This window comes from Mesorhizobium oxytropidicola, assembly GCF_056174625.1.
The window spans coordinates 4166561-4184107 of record NZ_CM149692.1 but is presented as its reverse complement, the minus strand read 5'-3'; the positions used below and the strand labels follow the sequence as shown (position 1 = coordinate 4184107).

Below are 17547 nucleotides of genomic sequence, written 5' to 3'. Positions count from 1 at the left end.
GGCCGAAGCCGGAGGCCACCTCAGGTCAGATGACCAGTCCCTTGGTCAGCTCGAGCGCCTGGCGCTCGAACAGACGGCGGTAGATGCCGCCCTTCAGCCGGATCAGCTCGTCATGCGAGCCTTCCTCGACAATGTTGCCACGATCGAAGACCAGCAGCCTGTCGAGCGCCCGCACCGTCGACAGCCGGTGGGCGATGACCAGCGTCGTGCGGCCGACCATCAGCCGCTCCATCGCCTGCTGGATCAGCACTTCCGATTCCGAATCGAGGCTCGATGTCGCCTCGTCCAGGATCAGGATGCGCGCATCGGCCAGGAAGGCGCGCGCGATCGCCACGCGCTGACGCTCGCCGCCCGACAGTTTGACGCCGCGCTCGCCGACCAGCGTGCCATAGCCCTTCGGCAGGCTGATGATGAAGTCGTGCGCGCTTGCCAGCTTGGCGGCATGCTCGATCTCCTCCTGCGTTGCGCTCGGCCTGGCATAGGCGATGTTCTCTGCCAGTGAACGGTGGAACAGGATCGGCTCCTGCTGGACGATGGCGATCTGCCCGCGCAGCGACGCTTGCGCCACCTCAGAGATATCCTGGCCGTCGATCAGGATCCTGCCCGCATTCACGTCATAGAGCCGCTGGATGAGCTTGACGAAAGTCGTCTTGCCCGAACCGGAGTGACCGACAAGCCCGACCCGTTCACCTGGCGTGATATCAACCGAAAAGTCGCGATAGAGCGGCGACCGGTGATTGCCGTAGTGGAAGGTGACGTTGTCGAAGCTGATGGCCCCTTGCGTGATCCGGATCGGTCTGGCGCCGGGCCGGTCCTCGATGCCGAGCGGCTCGGACTGGAAATCGACCAGTTCCTCCATGTCGTTGATCGAGCGCTGCAGATTGCGGATATGCGTGCCGATATCGCGCAAATAGCCCTGCAGCACGAAGAACGAGGTCAGCACGAAGGCGACGTCGCCGGCGCTCGCCTGCCCCCACGACCACAAGAGCAGCGACAGGCCGATCACGGCCGCGCGCATGACCAGCAGCAGCGCCCCTTGCGTGGTGCCGTTGATTGTGCCGCGCACCCAGGTGCGCCGCGTGCGCGCCCGCCATTTGGCGACCACCTTGGCGAGACGGCGCTCTTCGCGCTCCTCGGCGCCAAAGCCCTTGACCACGGCGTTGCAGCTGACAGCGTCGGCGAGCGAGCCGCCGAGTTGCGTGTCCCAGGTGTTGGCGAGCCTTGCCGCCGGCGCGACATAGCCAAGCGACAGCATCGCCGTCACCATGATGAACAGCACGGAGCCCACGGCCACGACCACACCCATCAGCGGCCAGAACCAGCCGAGCAGCAGCGTCGAGCCGACGAGCATGACGACCGACGGCAACAATGCGATCAGGATGGTGTCGTTGAGCAGGTCGAGCGCCCACATGCCGCGTGTCACCTTGCGCACGGTCGAGCCGGCAAACGAGTTGGCGTGCCAGTCGGTTGAAAAGCGCTGAACGCGATGGAAGGCATCGGCGGCGATGTCGGCCATCATCTTCAGCGTCAGTTCGACGATGCCCATGAAGGCCAGGTTGCGCAGCACGACGCCGGTCAGGGCAAGCGCCATCAGTATCGAAAACGCCGTCATCGCGGCATTCCAGGCAATGGCGTCGGCGCCGGCGCTGCTGGCGACGGCGTCGACCAGCCGGCCTGAATAGAGCGGCGTCAGGACGTCGGCCAGCGTCGACAGCAGGAAACCACCCATGATCAGCGAAAGCCGCCAGGGCTGGCGCTGCCAATGGGTGAGCGTGAAACCAAGAACGCTGCGAAAGGCGCTCGCGCGCAAATCGATCTTGAAACGAGCCATGATGTCATTCGGGCGCAAACGAGCCCGATCCCAGTAAGGTCAAAAATTGAAGAAGCCGCGCAAGGGGCTAATGATTGCCCAGAAGCGGAGTGGCATATTTTGGCGTCACGCCCGTAGTCGGGCGGCGACCGGCATCGGCATAAGCCTGTGCTCAATCCGGCGCCGAGGCGAAGGATGGACCTTCGCGGAGCGCCTGATGAGACCTAGGCTTCGCGGCCTCGCATTTCAAATACTGCCATTCGGACCTCCCGCGAATGAATCGCGGAACGGTCTTTATAGTGACGGCCCGACGCATCGCCAAGACGGGCTCACGCCAAAAAACCCATCTGGTCCAACCACTGCGGTTATTTTGCAACAACTGCTGGTGGAAGGTTTCGTCGCGGGCCCGGGCTACGATCGAGGCGCACGTAGCGGCGGTCCGTCGATGCCTTGATACCCAATTTCTCATAGACCCCGTGCTCCGTCACCGGTCGACAGGCTCCAGGGCGAAATCGTGCCGAGCTCGGGATCATCGGGAGTCAAGGCATGTGCCGAGGACGACAAATGGCGCCTCAGCGAACTTTCTTCCGGTGCATCCGTGTCGCGGTCGCCGGATCATTTTGGTCGTCGCGCCACGTCGGATGTGGGAAATGCACCACAAAGTCGCCATTGTAGGAGGCAACCGCCTCGTTGAACACGAGGTTCCCAACCCTTCGCCAGTTCTTGAAGCTACGCCTTTCGCGTATGGGGAAGCCGTGCGTTTCTCCGTCGTCCGTCACGTCGATGTCGAACGACAGCTTCCTTTTCGGCGCGGAATCTCCGGCGTCGTAGATCTGCGCCATGATCTCATCGCGAAAATCGAGATCCGCGCCCGCAACCCTCGGCTGTCTGTCATTGACGCGAAGACGCATGAACGTTGGGGCGCGGGTCGCCTCGCCGGCGGGTTTTCCGAGTTCGGCAACGGGATAGAGTTGGCGAATGCTGGGCTTGCGGTCGACGATGGAGAAGACGATGCCGGTGGTCAGAAGCACCGCCGCGCCTAAGCCACGTCGCCACACCGTTGTGTCAGGTGCGTTGCGGAGTTCGGCGTCGTTGATGGTGCTAGTGTAGTCACCGCCAATGTCCTGCTGGGTGATGAAGTTGGCTGTGCGCAGAGGCGCCGCATGGTCGCTGTCCATGGTCGGAAACAATTTTCCGACCATGGACAGCGAACGCGACCGCCCACGCCGGGTCTCGGTGCAGCATGTGGAATAGCGCGCAACCACAAGTGCCTGGCTGCCTCGCTGGAAGTAGCCGGAATAGCCTGTCTCCTCGGAGATGGTCCACATGCCCGTCAGGCAGATACCATTTGGATGCAGCAGCCGCCGGTAGCCTCTATTGTCTGGCCCCCAGCGCAAATCCGCCGAAGAATCGATCGCACGCGCGGTCGCATCGCGGAATGCGTAGGCACGTCCGAACGGCAACAAGCCGCTCAACACGCTGAGCAAGGTAACCTTGTATGTCGGCAGGGCGGGGCCGCCAGTCTCGCCCCATCTCTGCTGATAAGGGTTCGCGAACAGCGCCTGCCTGACCTCGGCAAAGCGTGAGCCCGCATAGGCCGCGTCTTCGGCCGAGAAGGCCTCGTTGAACGGCGCCTCGCCGCTCATGTCAGGTGCTGTTGCGCGGCATTCATCCAAACACTGCCTTTCCGGCGGCTTCGCCAAGCGACCTGTAGCTTTCCCATTGGTCGTCGTCGAAGAACTGGTCGGCGGTCGATTGGTTGGGGAAGGATGGGTGCGTCGCCGCATAGTTCAGGACGTCGGCCCGGACCTTGGGCGCCAGACTGGCCTTGATAAGCAGCAGCCAGCTGCCCTTATCCTTGTCGTCGGCATAGGAAACCCACGCCAGGGCCGCGCCGCTGGCACTGTCGCGTTTGATCTGTTCGAGCCCGCCGATCGCCTCGGGGTGGCGAACCAGCTTCTTGATCCAGGCCGGGATCGTCGCCTTTACGGCGGCGGCCGCGGCATCGAGGCCGACCCAGGCGCTGGCGCCCGGAGCGGCTGGGCTCGGATCGAGCCAGTTGAGTTCGGCGCCGAAATCCAGCCGCACCTGGCGCATCAGCACGGCAAGGTCGTCCAGCTGATAATTCTGGTCCTGCCCGCCGTCGACGGCGATGATGAACGGCAGCCTGCGGCGGATGAGCTCGTAGAGGCTTGTGTTGTCGAAATGCCCGCCATCGCTCAGATACCAGCGCCTGGCCGAAGGCCCTTCGAAATAGCCGCGCCATTCGTTGAAAAGAATGGTCTGCACCGCGAAGATGGCGGCTGGCAGTCCCTTGATCCGCCGCCAGAGATTGGGCGGGTAGCGCCCGGGACGTTTGCCGGCATTGATACCGCTGTTCCACCAATAGCCCAGCCGCACATTGAACAGGCCGAACAGAAGCGACATCGGCAGGCTGCCCGTTCGCCCGGCGCCGGTGGACAGCGAAGCTGCCGAAATCCCCATCCAGTGCCCGAGGCTGAGCTGCTCGACCGTCGCGGTGTCGCCGTCGGAGGTGGCAAGCACATGGAATTTGTGCGGATCCGGCGCCACCGGCAAAGCGCGGACATTGATCTTGTTGTCGGGCAGGCCGGCCGTCTCTGTTTCCCAGATCGCGTGGTACTGCCGCCCGACGCTGATGCCGCCGGGGCCCAAGCACATCGGCAGGCTCTTGTTCTGGCGCAGCTGCCGTCCGGAAATATGGTCGACCGTCTGGTTGACGCACACGCTGATCAGATGCAGCGGCCCACCCTTGGCCTCGGGATGGTAGCCGCTGAGCGGCGTATCGTCATTGTCGTCCGAAACCTGGACCGGAACCGGCGAGGCCGTACCCTGCGGATGCACGCGAGCATCGTTGGAGGCACCGAGAAAGGTGCGCGTCAGCTTCTGCGCCAATTGTTGCTGCAGCGAAGACAGGTTGACGAAATTGATCGCCCGGCCGAGAGCCACGGATGTAAGCAGCGCTGCAGCCGTCAGCCAGACACCGAAGACCGGGCCGCCATACCTGTCCTCGAAGCTCGCATGCGCGACGACGTCGAGCGCCAGAAACAGCAGCCCCGCTAGCGAGAACGCCAGCAGCGGAATGAACAGCCGGCTTGGTGCCACGCCGAGGCGCTCGGCCGCCTGCTCGACTTTGCTTGGAGCAAGCGCGATGACGATTTTGCGCAGGAATGGCACCAGCGGCGCGATGACCAACAAAACGCCCATGCTCGGCGCGCCGCTGGATTTCCCGATATAATGCGCCAGCGTATCGAGGATGACAAACACAAGGCTCGCCGCAAACAGCAGAAGTGAACTGCCAAGCACGCGGGCCAGGCGGTTGCGATAGAGTGCGGCCAGGCCGCGTTGTCGCGTTTCTTCCTTCCTCAGATCGGCCGCGGCCTGGGCGATGGCCGCCTGCGCGGTGGCGACCAACGCGGCTGCCGCCTGGGCGGCAGCCGCCTGAGCAGCGGCAGTCTGGGCGGCGGCGGTCGGGGCGACGGCAGCCTGGGCGGTTGCAGCCTGGGACGCGGCGGCCTTGGCTGCCGCGGCCTGCCGGAGCGCCTCGGCTTCGCGCTCCTCGGCATCGTCGTGCAGGTCGCCTGGCTGGTCGAGCCAGCGCACCGCATCCTGCCACAGCCAGGCCAGCAATAGCACACCGATGGCGATCAGCCCCCAATTGCCGGTGCCGGTCACGCCGATCGAGGCAATCGCGCAGCAAAGCAGGGTGGCCCATAACAGCAGGGCAAACACCGGGTAAGGCTGTTTTGTGGGCATGTTGGACGTCAGCCAGTAGCCACCGGCGGCCGGCAGCACGGCAAGTGCCAGCACCGCCGCCGACACCAGCCAATAGGGCGACACCGCAATACCATGGATCGCCCATCCCGTTGCGGCGAAGATCGAAAAATGATCCGAGATCCAGCGCAGTGCGCCGAGCAGGCCGAGCACCAGCGCAGCCACGCAGAACAGTTCGGCTGCCAGGTTTCTGGCAATTACGGCGACATTGGTTTCGAGATCCGAGCGGCCGGCGCTGACGAGGTAGTCCGCATGGCGCCGAAGCCACCAGATTTCCGGCGCGTTGGTGTCGCCGAGCACTGCTTCGACGCGCTCGGCCTTTTTGGGGACGTCGTCAGGGATGCGCGTGTAGAGCCGGCCGAGAAAGCCGCCTATATAGCCCCCGCCCGAAACCGTTGCCAGGAAATCGACCTTGCGCAGGATTGGCAGCATTGGCGTGGCCGCCAGGGCCTGCAGAACGCCGAGGCCGTAGGTGGCGCTGCGGATGCCGCCACCAGACAGCGCCAGCCCGATGCAGTCCTGCGGCAGCTTCGTCTGCACCAACCCCACCGCCGTCTTCTCGCCGGCGATTTCGCGCCGATTGTAGATCGCCGCGGCCTCGAGTTGTTCGATTTCGCTCGGATAGGCCGGATAATCTGCCAGGATCGTGTCCGCGGCCTTCTCGGCGATCATGAACACCGGGGTGACGATGAAATATCCGGGGATCTTCTTGAAAACCGACGCGTCAACGACCCTGAGCCCGGCGACGCCATGCACCTGGAAGCGGCTGTCCAGCACCGCGTTCTTGTCCCTTAGTGCCACGACATTCTCTCGCCAGGGATCGGCCCCCATCCGGCAGGTGCCGCAGGCATGATGGCCCCAGGCCTCGTCCTGCACCCATTGCTCCAGTTTCTTGGGATTGTTGGCTATTGCTGTGCCGGGCTGGATCTCCGCCTTCATTCCGGTGATCTTGCCGTTGATCTCGCGCATGCGCTGGACGGTCTCACAGAGCGCGATCAGGTCGGCATTGCCTCCGGCCTTAGGAAAGGAATTGAAGTTGATCTCGGGTACGTCGAATGGATCGGCGCTGAGCAGGTTGACCGTGCCGAGATCGTTGTTGGTGTAGGCTTTCAGGATGACCCAGGTCCAAAGGTTACGCTGCTCCGTGGCCGCGCTCTTGGTGGCCCGGAGCAACTCGTTCGACCAGTTCCAGTAGTAGCCCCGGAAGGCTGCCGGCGCGCCGAAGACGAAGAAATCGGGATTGTCGGGCTTCGTGTTGACCTTGGACGACATCATCATCGCCAGCGCGCCGCCATTGGTCCCGTAGAGCCCGGTCTTGTCTTTATCCCATTGTACCCACAACGGATCGGTGGGGTCGCCGGGCTTGAAGCTGGCACCTTTCAAGGTGGAAAAATCCTGCTTCATCTCGGAGACGATGCTGACCTCGTAGCGGTCCTGCAGGTTGAGGCCGACGCCTGGAAGGTTCACCACCGGCGCAACTGGCTTTCCGGCGCTGTCGCGCGGTCCGGCAATGCCGAGTTTCTTCAATTTTCCGACGTCGCCGATACCACTCAACATCAGCAATTGCGGGCTGTTGAAAGAGCCGCCGGAGACAATGATTTCGCGTTTGGCGAAATAGTGCTCGATAGTTGCGCCCGATGCCGGGTCGTGGCGTTTGCTTGCCTTGTAGAGATACTGGCCGCGCGCGACCTCCACCCCGATCGCCCGCGGCGCCGAGGCCTTGCCGTTCCTGTTCTTGCCGGGTTTGTCAAAGATGAGGCGCATGGCATGCGTACCCGTCATCAGCACCAGCCGGTCCTGGTGCAGTTGGGCCACCTTGAGCAGCCATTCGCGTAAGCCGTAGCGCTGCTCGCCGTTGGTGCCGATCGACAGCAGCGTCAGGCGGGCCCGGGTCTTGATGTCGTCGGCGCGCACGTTCGGATCGAGAAACTGGATGATCTGCAGATGCGCCAGCGCGCGCTTGAAAGCCGAGCGTTCGTCCTTGCCCGCGAGCGCCGACCAGATGACGTTGAACAGGAGCTTGAGCAGCGTGCGGTCACCGCGCGCTATGCCCGCAATGACGATCGGGTCGATGAAGCTGGTCGGCTGCCAGCCTTTTGAGCCGTGTCCGTTCGGGTCGAGTTGCCGGCGCGGGTTGATCAAGGTGGCAAAGACCTGGATAAGCCACAGCAGCCAGCCGAGAATGCGGCCGAGAAAACCCTTGTAGACATTGTAGTAGAGGCACTGCTCGATCTTCGGAAAATAGCCCTGCATCGTCTCCGAACGCCAGCTGTCGTCACCGGTATAGCTGGCGATCTCGTCCCAATCGCTGTCGTTGGGGCGGATGATGATCATCGCATGATGCGCGGTGCAGCCGCCGAGCGCGGCCGCCCTTGGGTAGAAGATGCCACCCTTGCCGCTGCCGCCATTGGCCGAGGGGTCCTTGGCTTTGTTGTATTTGGCGTCCCTGGCCTGAACGGCGTCATTCTCGTAATGGCGAACCGAGAAGTCCCAGCTGGTCGCCGCATCCTCGGTGGCGGCGCCGTTGTAGGCAGGGACGGCGTAAACCTCTTGCGGCTTTGTGCTTCCGGCTAGCGCCGTATCGAGCCCGGCCTCGATGACCAGTACCCGCCTGCCGCTCAGGGCAAGCCGCGCGGCAAGCGGGCCACCGCCGGCGCCGGAGCCGATGACGATGTAGTCGAATGGCGTTGAATCGGGTTTTTTTGCGTCCTCGAGCGCCTGCTGCAAGTCCATTGCCATGTTCGGTTGCCCCCCAACCAGAGAAGAAATCAGAGCGTCGCCAGGAAGGCCTTCAGCTGCCTCTTCTCCTCGTCACTCAACGATTGCGCGAACCAGTGCCCGCGATCCAGCACAAAGTCCGGACACTTGCTGACCCGCATCAATGGAGCTGCTGCTTCAGCCTCGAACGCCTTCCAGGCTCTGCCATCCTCTTCCGACAACTGGTCCTTGTTGATGCGCAGGAAGCCGCGCGTCATGCCGAACACCGCCTGCAGGAGATCGCCAGTGGGCGCTTCCGGATTGAGGTTCATGATCAGGTTCACCGGTGTGCCGGTAGGCACCGGGCCGAGCTTGATGCCACCCAGCTTGCCGTCGACGAAGGCATTGGCCTGGAAGCCGGTAAAGGCGAACAGTCCAGCCAGTGCGAGGAAAACCACGGGGCTGACCCAGCGCTGGTTCTGCAGCGCGAACCAGAGCAGCGCCGCCGCGGCGGCCGCAATCGCCGGCACCAGCCACAGCGAGGGGTAGACCGTATCGAAACGGCTGAGACGCAGAAGCACTGCCACGAGCACGGCGATCAGCGCGAATGCAAAGCCCGCATGGCGCGATCGACCGACGAAAGCCAGAATCAGCGCCGCCAACCCCAGCCCACTCCATAGATACGTGGTCAGGAACGACGTCCAGAACGGACCGATCACCCCGGTGACAAGGGGGTGGATGAAGCGTGGCGAAAAGTCGATGAAGCTGGGCTGGGTCGTTCGATAGATGAAACCGTGGTCGCCTCCGGCGAGCGCCATCTTGCCGCGCAGGTCGCCATCGAGGCGCACGGGGGGCTCGCCTCGCGCTTGTCGGGCCACAGGATCTTGTCGATACCGTCATCGAATGCCTTCAGCCGGCCAACCACCGACGGATCGTGCGTGTACTCGCCGAGCGCATTGTTGTGCAGGAAGGGGGCTGTCGCCCACAGGCTGATCAGCGAGGCGGGTCGGTAGTATCCGGGGCCACCGGCCGGTGGCGCATAGCTGTCGTTGTTGCCCCAGGCATCGACCGGCTTGCCGGAGAACGGGTTGAAGAAATGCACCTCACCCACTGCGGGCAGGTTCTTGTAAGTCTCCGACGAGAAATTGTCCCAGACCTGCCCGCGCATGGCATTGGTCGCAACAGCTCGCCCCGAATTGGTGCCGACAAGGGTGACGGGCACCCGTATATCGGTCGACAGGAAATTGTCCTTGATGAACGGGTCGGACTGATCGGACGCCTGGCTGGCAAGGTCGCTGATCTGCTTGACATAGTCACCATAGGCCGGGCTCTTCTTGAAGCTGTCCCAGTCGGCGAAGTCCATTGGCAGCGTCAGCGCCGGCGACGGGTTGGGCGCAAGCACCTGTTTGTCGGCCCAGTCACGCGCAAAGCTGAGCGAGAAGCCCGCTGGCTGCTTGCTCGAATGGCACACCGCGCAATTCTGGATGAACACGCCGCGCCCCTTGCTGGCATCGGCGCGCTCGGCTTCGATGCGGCGTTTTCCATCCCCCGTATCGGCAAGACGCATGGGCTGCGTGACGGTCTCGCCGGTGTCCTTGGCCACATATGTGAAAAATGCGGCCATGTACGGAATGCGATACTTCTCCGCGGTGCGCCAGTAGACAGAGTTCTTCAGCGCCGTCGCCACAGCGAAGGGGCGTTGCGGCTTGAAGCCAACCACGGTGTTGTGCAGACGTTTCCATTCCTCCGAATAGGTGCCGATGTTCAGGTAGACGCGCGACAGCGCTCCGAAGACGCCGACGCTGTCCGAGCCGTCGAGCAGCACGCGCGGCGTGTGCCGCGGATTTGCCGCCGACTGCGGATCTTCGACGCCGGGAATGAGCAGATTGGAGGCGCTTTGCTCTTCTGGCGGATTGGCCGATGCGCGGGCAAGGCGCGCCGGAAGATCGAAGATCGCGGTGATGGTGTTGGCATTGTTGATGTGGTCGGTGCTGACCAGCGAGGTGTCGATGGTGCCCGGCTGCTGACTGGCAAGGAACTGATAGAGGAAGCTGTCGGCCTTTTTCAGATTGGTGAAGGTGGCCACCGGCTTCCAATACTGGTCGCCGATTGTGCTGGACAGGTTCGACCACTCCGGCTTTTCGGGATTAGCCGGCGGATTGAGCGGATGCGGCGCGATGTGACAGAATCCGCAGGACATGCTGACCCGGAAAGGCCGCACCAGATTGGGGTCGGCATTGATGGAGGAGTCCGTGTAGTAGTTGTCGCCCTTGGGGTTGTTGGCGATCTCCTTCATCCACAGATCGCGCGCCTTCTGCGCGGCGTCCGTCTTGCCGAAGAAGTTCGGATTGGGAAACAGCCGCAAGCCGACGATGCCGCTGGCGTAGCCATAGACTGTCGGATCGACACCATCGTCGGCGAGTTGGGCAAGTACCTTCTCATAGAGCGCCCGATCGCCCGGCTCGAACAATTCACGGCCGGCGTGCGTATCCGGCATCGCAGGGCGAACAGCCGGCTTGGATGTGTCGAAATCTATATCGGTCGGAGGCGGCTGCAGCTTGATCTTGTCGCCATCCGCCTGGTCGAGATAGAGCCCGAGTATGGTCTTGCTTCTGTCTGTTTGGGATTTCATACCCGGCTGGTTGATGAGCCCCGAATCCGCAAACCGCGTGTCGCGCTTGCGCGAGTCAAGGAGAACGAGGAAGTCGGCCAATCCATAGCCGTGCTGCTGTACCCAATCCCAGAACACCTCATTGCCTTCGCCCCAAAGGATCCAGGTGTTCTTGCCGCGAATGGCGTCGCGGGCTTCCTTCGAAACCTTACCTCCGTCGAGATAGTTGAATGGCCGCGGCGTGCCGTCGGGTCCCGGTACCTTGTCGACCTCGCTGAAGAGGTTGCGCTGTTCGGCCGGAAAGCACTGCTCGGGCCGCTTGCTGATGGGTGTTCCTGCCTCGGTCATGCCGCCCTGCGCCTCATCGGGCGGCGCGGACAGATCGATCTGATTTGGCGTGTCGTTCCAACCCGGTTGCGATTGCGGCGTCAGCGACGCGGCAGGATAGTCGGCCGGTCCACATACTGCCATGCAACTGGACGCCATCAGCACCGCCAACGTCAGCGATACTTTGCGAAATTCTCTGGCGGCCGGCCAAACACACCCAAGTTTCGATCTTACCAGATCAAGCATAGCGTCCCCCTCCAGAACCCTACTTGTCCAATCAAGAGCAATATCAGATTTCAAAAAACTTTAAATAAATCAGGCTCCTCGCCTTCCTGCCTGTCCGCCAGAAGACATCCATCGATCTCTGGAAAACCATTGCAGCACGACCAAGATACCGCCGCGCCTATTGGCACAGACGGCGCACCTGTCGGTTATCACTAGGAATATTACAATGCCGCAATTACTTCATCTAACTATATATATGCCGAACATGGCAAGAGATTTCTTGCGCCGCCCCCGCGCCAAGCACGGTCACACCAACATCGAGATTGATTCGTACTCTCCTACCGGAGAGCGGCAGGCCGATCGGAGGACCACCGCGATTCCCGCTTGTGCCCGGCGATCCAAAGCGCGTTCTCAAAGCGTCACCGTCACCCGACAACACAGGACCTCACGGTACGACGAGATAGGCTTTCTGGTCGGCAATCGCGATCGTCACGTCCGTGCCGGAATTGAACTCGACGAAATCGACCTCCATGCCGTCGCTGAAGATGACGCCGCCCTTGCTCTGCCGGGAGGAGACGACCAGTGGCCGGTCGCGGGTGATGACGCCATGGACGAGCGACACACCCGTCGTGTTGCTCGGAAACGGCTCGCGCACCGAGAAGAACAGCTGCTCACCTTCGCGGTCATAGCCCTGCGGCGGCACGGTCGGCACAGATGTGTCGCCATAGGCCGCGGCCAGTCCGGCAGCGCCCGCCATGACAGAACGCAGCCAGCCAGTGGAGCCGGCGCCGGTCGAAATGATGATGCCGCTCGATGACTGGCGCTCGGTCCTGCCGCCATAGGTCAGTTCGTATCGGGCCGAGACATGCGTCGAAGCGCCGACGAACAGGTCGTTGAAGGCAATCAGCCGCCTTCCGTCATTGGAACGCGCCTCGGCCATCACCACCGCCTGGCGCTTGGCCTTGCCGGAAATCGTCAGATCGAGGACCTGTTCGGTGTCGTCGGCATTCCACGGCAAGAGGACACCGTCAAAAAGCGCCGGATTGGGGTTGATGCCGATCAGCGGCTGGTGCGGCAGGTATTTTGCCGTGTTGGAAACCAGCCCGTCCTGGCCAAGCGCAATCACCACATCGGAGCCGAACTCGAACTGCGGCACCAGCTCACGGTCAAGCCGCAATTGCTTGAGGCCCGAGGGCAGTGAACCCATGACCCGGTCGAGCGCGTGATGATAGATATCGTGCGCCGCCTTGACTGGGTCGAAATTCATGCCGGCTTGCCTGAGATAGAAGCGCGCCTGCCCTTGCGTGTTGAAGCGCGTCGTCAGCTCTTCGAGCTCGGTCTTGCGAGTGACGACGATCACCCGGTCGATCGCCCTGTTGCCCTGTTCGCCGGCCACCGGCTAAATCACTTCTCGGTCTTCGCCGGCGCGGCAAGCTGGCTGAGCGCGCTGGTGAGCATATCAGGCGTGATCGACAGATTGCCGACCGAACCGCCCTTCTCCGCCCAGGCCTTGAAGGCCATTGCCGTCAGCACGTTGGCGGGCGCCGACGAATAGACGGTGAGTTCGAGCTGCTGCGCCTTGGCCGCGGCCTCGGCCAGCGTCAGCTTGTTGCGCGCCTCGGTGTCGACCAGGAGCTTGTTGCGTTCGGCCAGTTCGATCTCGGTCGCCAGTTCGCTCTGCTTGATCTCGCGTTCTTTCTCCACCGCATGCGCCCGGCGCGCATAGATCGCCTCGTCGGCCTGGCGCTGCAGCGCCTCGCGATATTCGGTCTGCAGTGCCTTGCGGATTTCCGGTGTCGGCTGGACCGAGGTGATATGGACCTCCTCGATCGACAGGCCCGCGGTCGAGGCGATCGGATCGCCACGCAGCAGCTCGGCAAGATTGCCACCGAGCTTGGTCACCTCGGCCAGCGCCTGCTCGAGCGTCATGCTCGACACCACGGCCCGCGCCCGGCTCTGGATGGCCAGCACGAGGCGCTCGGCGATCTTCTCGCGGCCGTCGCCGGCAATGTCGGATTTGCTGAGCCTGGCGCTGAAATCAAAACCTTCCGCCGCCTTCACCGGATCGACGATGCGGTAGCTGACCGACCCCTGGATCGCCAGATCCTGGAAATTGGCCGTGGTTTCGGTGAAGATGAACGGGTTGTCGAGCGACGTCACCGGCACCATGGCGATGGTCGTGCCCAGCGTGCCGTACCAGAAGCTGATGCCGCGCCCCTGCTCTCGAACCTTGCCGTTCTTGAAGCGGACGATGTGATATTCAGGCGTTCCCTTGAAATAGCTGATGAACATGCAGGCCCCCCAAGCTTCTCAAAATAACCCTCTCGCTATCCGCGATCCCTGAAACGGTTGGTGATGGGATAGCGGCGGTCGCGGCCGAAATTTTTCCGGGTGATCTTCACACCCGGGGCCGCCTGCCGGCGCTTGTATTCAGCGATGTAGAGCAGATGCTCGATGCGCGTCACCGTCGCCCGGTCATGGCCGCGCGCGACGATATCGTCGACGCCCATCTCGTTCTCGACCAGGCATTCGAGGATGTCGTCCAACACTGGATAGGGTGGCAGCGAATCCTGGTCGGTCTGGTTCTCGCGCAATTCCGCCGACGGCGCCTTGTCGATGATGTTCTTCGGGATGACCTCGCCTGACGGCCCGAGCGCGCCCGGCGGCACATGGCTGTTGCGCCAGCGCGACAGCGCGTAGACCTGCATCTTGTAGAGGTCCTTGATCGGATTGAAGCCGCCATTCATGTCGCCATAGAGCGTGGCATAGCCCACCGACATCTCGCTCTTGTTGCCAGTCGTGACCACCATCGAGCCGAACTTGTTGGAGATCGCCATCAGGATGGTACCGCGCGCGCGACTCTGCAGGTTCTCCTCGGTGATGCCTTCCTTGGTGCCCTCGAAAAGCTGCGTCAGCGTATGCAGAAAGCCTTCGACGGGCTCGAAGATCGGCACGATGTCATAGCGGCAGCCGAGCGCCCGGGCGCAATCCTCGGCGTCCTTCAGTGAATCCTTCGACGTGTAGCGGTAAGGCATCATGACAGCGCGCAGCCGCTCTTCGCCGAGCGCGTCGACGGCAAGGGCAGCGCAGATCGCCGAATCGATGCCGCCGGACAGGCCGAGCACGACGTTCTTGAAGCCGTTTTTGTTGACATAGTCGCGCAGGCCCAGCATGCAGGCGCGATAGTCGGCCTCCTCCCGCTCGGGAATCTTCGACATCGGCCCTTCCGAGCAGACCCAGCCATCATCCCCGCGCTTCCACGTGATGACGTCGACCGCTTCCTCGAACTGGCTCATCTGGAAAGCCAATGTCTTGTCGGCGCCGATGGCAAACGACGCGCCGTCGAAGATCAGCTCGTCCTGGCCGCCGAGCTGGTTGGCATAGGTGATCGGCAGCCCGCATTCGATCACCTGGCGGATGACCACTTGGTGACGGACATCGATCTTGGCTCGATAATAGGGCGAGCCGTTCGGCACCAGCAGGATTTCCGCCCCGCTTTCCGCCAGCGATTCGCAGATGCCGACATCGCCCCAGATATCCTCGCAAATCGGAATTCCGATGCGCACGCCTCGGAAATTGACAGGTCCCTGCAGTTCCGGCCCTGCCTGGAAGACGCGCTTCTCGTCGAATTCGCCATAGTTCGGCAGGTCGAGCTTGTAGCGTTCGGCCAGGATCTTGCCGCCATCGGCGACGATGACCGAATTGTGCGTGCCGCTCTTGCGCTTCAGCGGCGTGCCGATGATGACGCCGGGGCCGCCATCCGATGTGTCGGCGGCAAACTCCTGCGCCGCCTTTTCGCAGGCCTTCAGGAAGGCCGGCTTCAGCACCAGATCTTCCGGCGGGTAACCGGCCAGGAAAAGCTCGGTATAGAGCACGAGATCGGCGCCCTGGCGCGCGGCATCGGCCCTCGCCTCGCGGGCTTTGGCGAGGTTGCCGGCGACATCGCCGACGGTCGGGTTGAGCTGGGCGATTGCGATGCGAAGGATGTCAAGCTTCTTGGTCATGCCTGCTGACTTAGCGCGGCAAAATTCGCCTCGCAATGGCGTTCGTTTGGACCACCCCAGACCGATTGATATCGTCAATCGTGTCGAGCCGGACGACCTCGGTCATTGTGACCAGACCAACGATCAGTCGTCGCCCATATACTCGCGCAGCGACTGCGGCGAATGGTTCTCGCCGATCGACATCGCCAGGATGCGCGAAATGTGCCGGCGTGGCAGGCCTGTATCCGTCACCCATTGATTGATCTGGGCCTGGATCTTGTCGAGATCCCTCTTCGAGGTCGGGCTTTCGGCGATGTCGAGGCCGGCATCGCGAAGGGCCGCTGCCATGTCGGCTGAAATGACGAAGGCATCCCAGCCCAGCCAGCGCAGGAAATACTGGCCGGTATTGCCGCCAAGGCGACTGCCATGCTTGCCGAGATAGGCCATCAGCCCGACCTGGTCGTCGGCCGGCCAGTTGGCTAGGAATTCGCCGAAGCCGCCAAATTCCCCAGACACGCATTCGACGAAGGCCGCGTTATCACGCACGGACTTGATCTTCTGCGGGTTGCGCACGATGCGCTGATCGGACGCCAGATCGTGCCAGAAATCGTCAGGCTGGAACAACAGCCGCTTCGGCTCGAAGCGCAGAAACGCCTCCTCGAAGCCCGGCCATTTCTGTTCGATGACGCGCCAGACGAAACCGGCGGCAAAGATCCGCTCGGCCATGGTCGAGAGAATACGATCGTCCGGAATATCGGCGACGGCGGCATTGTCGGGCACCGGCCCCAGCAGCGTCGAAAGCTCCGCCTCGCCGCCCTTGCGTTTTGCCGCACGCAGGCGAATTTTCTGGAAATCGGCCATAGTTCCCTCGCTGTTGGCTTGAATGTACCACTTCCCGCGAGAGCCGGCAGCCTCTACGTCTATCTCCACTGACGACGGAGACGGCTATGTACAAGACAATCGACGATCTGGCGAACCGCTGGCTCAAGCGACGGCCGGACGGCCTCAGCCAACTCGAGAACCGGGTGCTGCAATCGACGCTCGAGCGCACCACGATCTCCAGGGACACCAACAAAGCGGTCGCTTTCCACCAGACCTTTGGCGACCGGCTTGCCGATACGATCGCCCGCATCGGCGGCTCCTGGTCCTTCATCCTGGGTTTCCTGGCCTTTCTGGTCCTGTGGACCGCTGGCAATGTCTGGCTGCTGTCGCGCGATGCCTTCGACCCCTACCCGTTCATCTTCCTCAATCTCGTGCTGTCGATGGTCGCCGCCTTGCAGGCGCCGGTGATCATGATGGCGCAGAACCGCCAGACCGAACGCGACCGCATCGATGCCGCCCACGACTACGAAGTCAATCTGAAGGCCGAGATCGAGATCATGGCGCTGCACGAAAAACTCGATGAACTGCGCCACAGCCAGATCATCGGCATGCGAGACGAGATCGTGCGGCTGGCCGAGATGGTCAAGCGGATCGACGAGAGGCTGGCGCAGCAGCAGTCGGCTTCATGACCGAAGCCATTCATCATTTCATCGAACAGTATGGGCTGCTTGCCGTCTTCCTCGGCTGCGTCGCCGAAGGCGAAAGCGCCGCCATCCTCGGCGGCTTCTTCGCTCACCAGCATGTTTTCGTGCTGTGGCATGCCGTTGCCGCGGCAGCACTCGGCGCTTTCGTCGGCGACACCTTCTTCTTCATCCTTGGCAGAAGTTTCGCCGACAATCGCCATGTCGTCAGGCTGCGCAGGCGGCCCGGCTTCCGCCGCGCCTATCGTCTGCTCAACACCCACCCCAACATTTTCGTGCTGTCGAACCGCTATGTCTACGGCATGCGTCTGGTCGGCGGCATCGCGGCCGGCCTGTCGACCATAGCAGCACCCCGCTTCGTCATCCTCAACGCCATCTCATCGGTGATCTGGGCGGTGCTGTTCAGCACCATTGGTTATGTTTTCGGGCTGGGCGCCGAGCATTTCGTCGGCCAGGCGCTGCTGCGCCACGAGCGGCTGCTGATCGGGCTCGGCATCGGCCTTACCGTGGGTGTGCTTGCCTGGCTTGTCGCCCGCCACATCGCCAAGCGGGAGCGTCGTCGGGAGCAGTGATGCCGCC

General features: G+C 62.7%; 10 protein-coding genes. 2 read left to right on the top strand and 8 right to left on the bottom strand.

Annotation, left to right across the window (positions count from 1 at the left end; translation table 11 throughout):
- Positions 1-25: 25 nt before the first annotated feature.
- The 8 genes from AC0V8S_RS20805 to AC0V8S_RS20770 form a co-directional block, all read right to left on the bottom strand.
- Positions 26-1831, bottom strand: a complete 1806-nt coding sequence (locus AC0V8S_RS20805) for an ABC transporter ATP-binding protein (RefSeq protein ID WP_475433067.1) — start codon at positions 1829-1831, stop codon at positions 26-28.
- 551 nt (positions 1832-2382) lie between these two features.
- Positions 2383-3456, bottom strand: coding sequence for a hypothetical protein (locus tag AC0V8S_RS20800; RefSeq protein ID WP_183459991.1), 1074 nt, complete (start codon positions 3454-3456; stop codon positions 2383-2385).
- A 22-nt stretch (positions 3457-3478) separates the two neighbouring features.
- Complete coding sequence (locus AC0V8S_RS20795) at positions 3479-8341, bottom strand: GMC family oxidoreductase (protein ID WP_475433065.1); 4863 nt, start codon at positions 8339-8341, stop codon at positions 3479-3481.
- Between the two features lie 673 nt (positions 8342-9014).
- A complete protein-coding gene (locus AC0V8S_RS20790) occupies positions 9015-11381 on the bottom strand; it encodes a hypothetical protein (RefSeq protein WP_475433063.1) in 2367 nt (788 codons plus the stop codon).
- A 526-nt stretch (positions 11382-11907) separates the two neighbouring features.
- Positions 11908-12858, bottom strand: coding sequence for a diacylglycerol kinase catalytic domain-containing protein (locus AC0V8S_RS20785; protein WP_475433061.1), 951 nt, complete (start codon positions 12856-12858; stop codon positions 11908-11910).
- 8 nt (positions 12859-12866) lie between these two features.
- Positions 12867-13754 carry an SPFH domain-containing protein gene (locus AC0V8S_RS20780; protein ID WP_475433059.1) on the bottom strand — a complete coding sequence of 296 codons (888 nt, stop codon included), beginning with the start codon at positions 13752-13754 and terminating at the stop codon, positions 12867-12869.
- Positions 13755-13789: 35 nt separating this feature from the next.
- A complete protein-coding gene (locus tag AC0V8S_RS20775; protein WP_475433058.1) occupies positions 13790-15466 on the bottom strand; it encodes an NAD+ synthase in 1677 nt (558 codons plus the stop codon).
- Between the two features lie 123 nt (positions 15467-15589).
- Positions 15590-16306 carry a DNA-3-methyladenine glycosylase I gene (locus tag AC0V8S_RS20770; protein WP_475433056.1) on the bottom strand — a complete coding sequence of 239 codons (717 nt, stop codon included), beginning with the start codon at positions 16304-16306 and terminating at the stop codon, positions 15590-15592.
- 86 nt (positions 16307-16392) lie between these two features.
- Here AC0V8S_RS20770 and AC0V8S_RS20765 point away from each other — a divergent pair, with 86 nt between their 5' ends.
- Both AC0V8S_RS20765 and AC0V8S_RS20760 read left to right on the top strand, forming a co-directional pair.
- Positions 16393-16956 (top strand): DUF1003 domain-containing protein, encoded by a 564-nt coding sequence (locus tag AC0V8S_RS20765; RefSeq protein WP_183460003.1) that lies wholly within the window; start codon positions 16393-16395, stop codon positions 16954-16956.
- The gene (locus AC0V8S_RS20760) at positions 16953-17540 is read left to right on the top strand and encodes a DedA family protein (RefSeq protein WP_183460005.1); all 588 of its coding nucleotides are present in this window, start codon (positions 16953-16955) and stop codon (positions 17538-17540) included. Before AC0V8S_RS20765 ends, AC0V8S_RS20760 begins: the two co-directional genes overlap by 4 nt.
- Positions 17541-17547 lie beyond the last annotated feature (7 nt).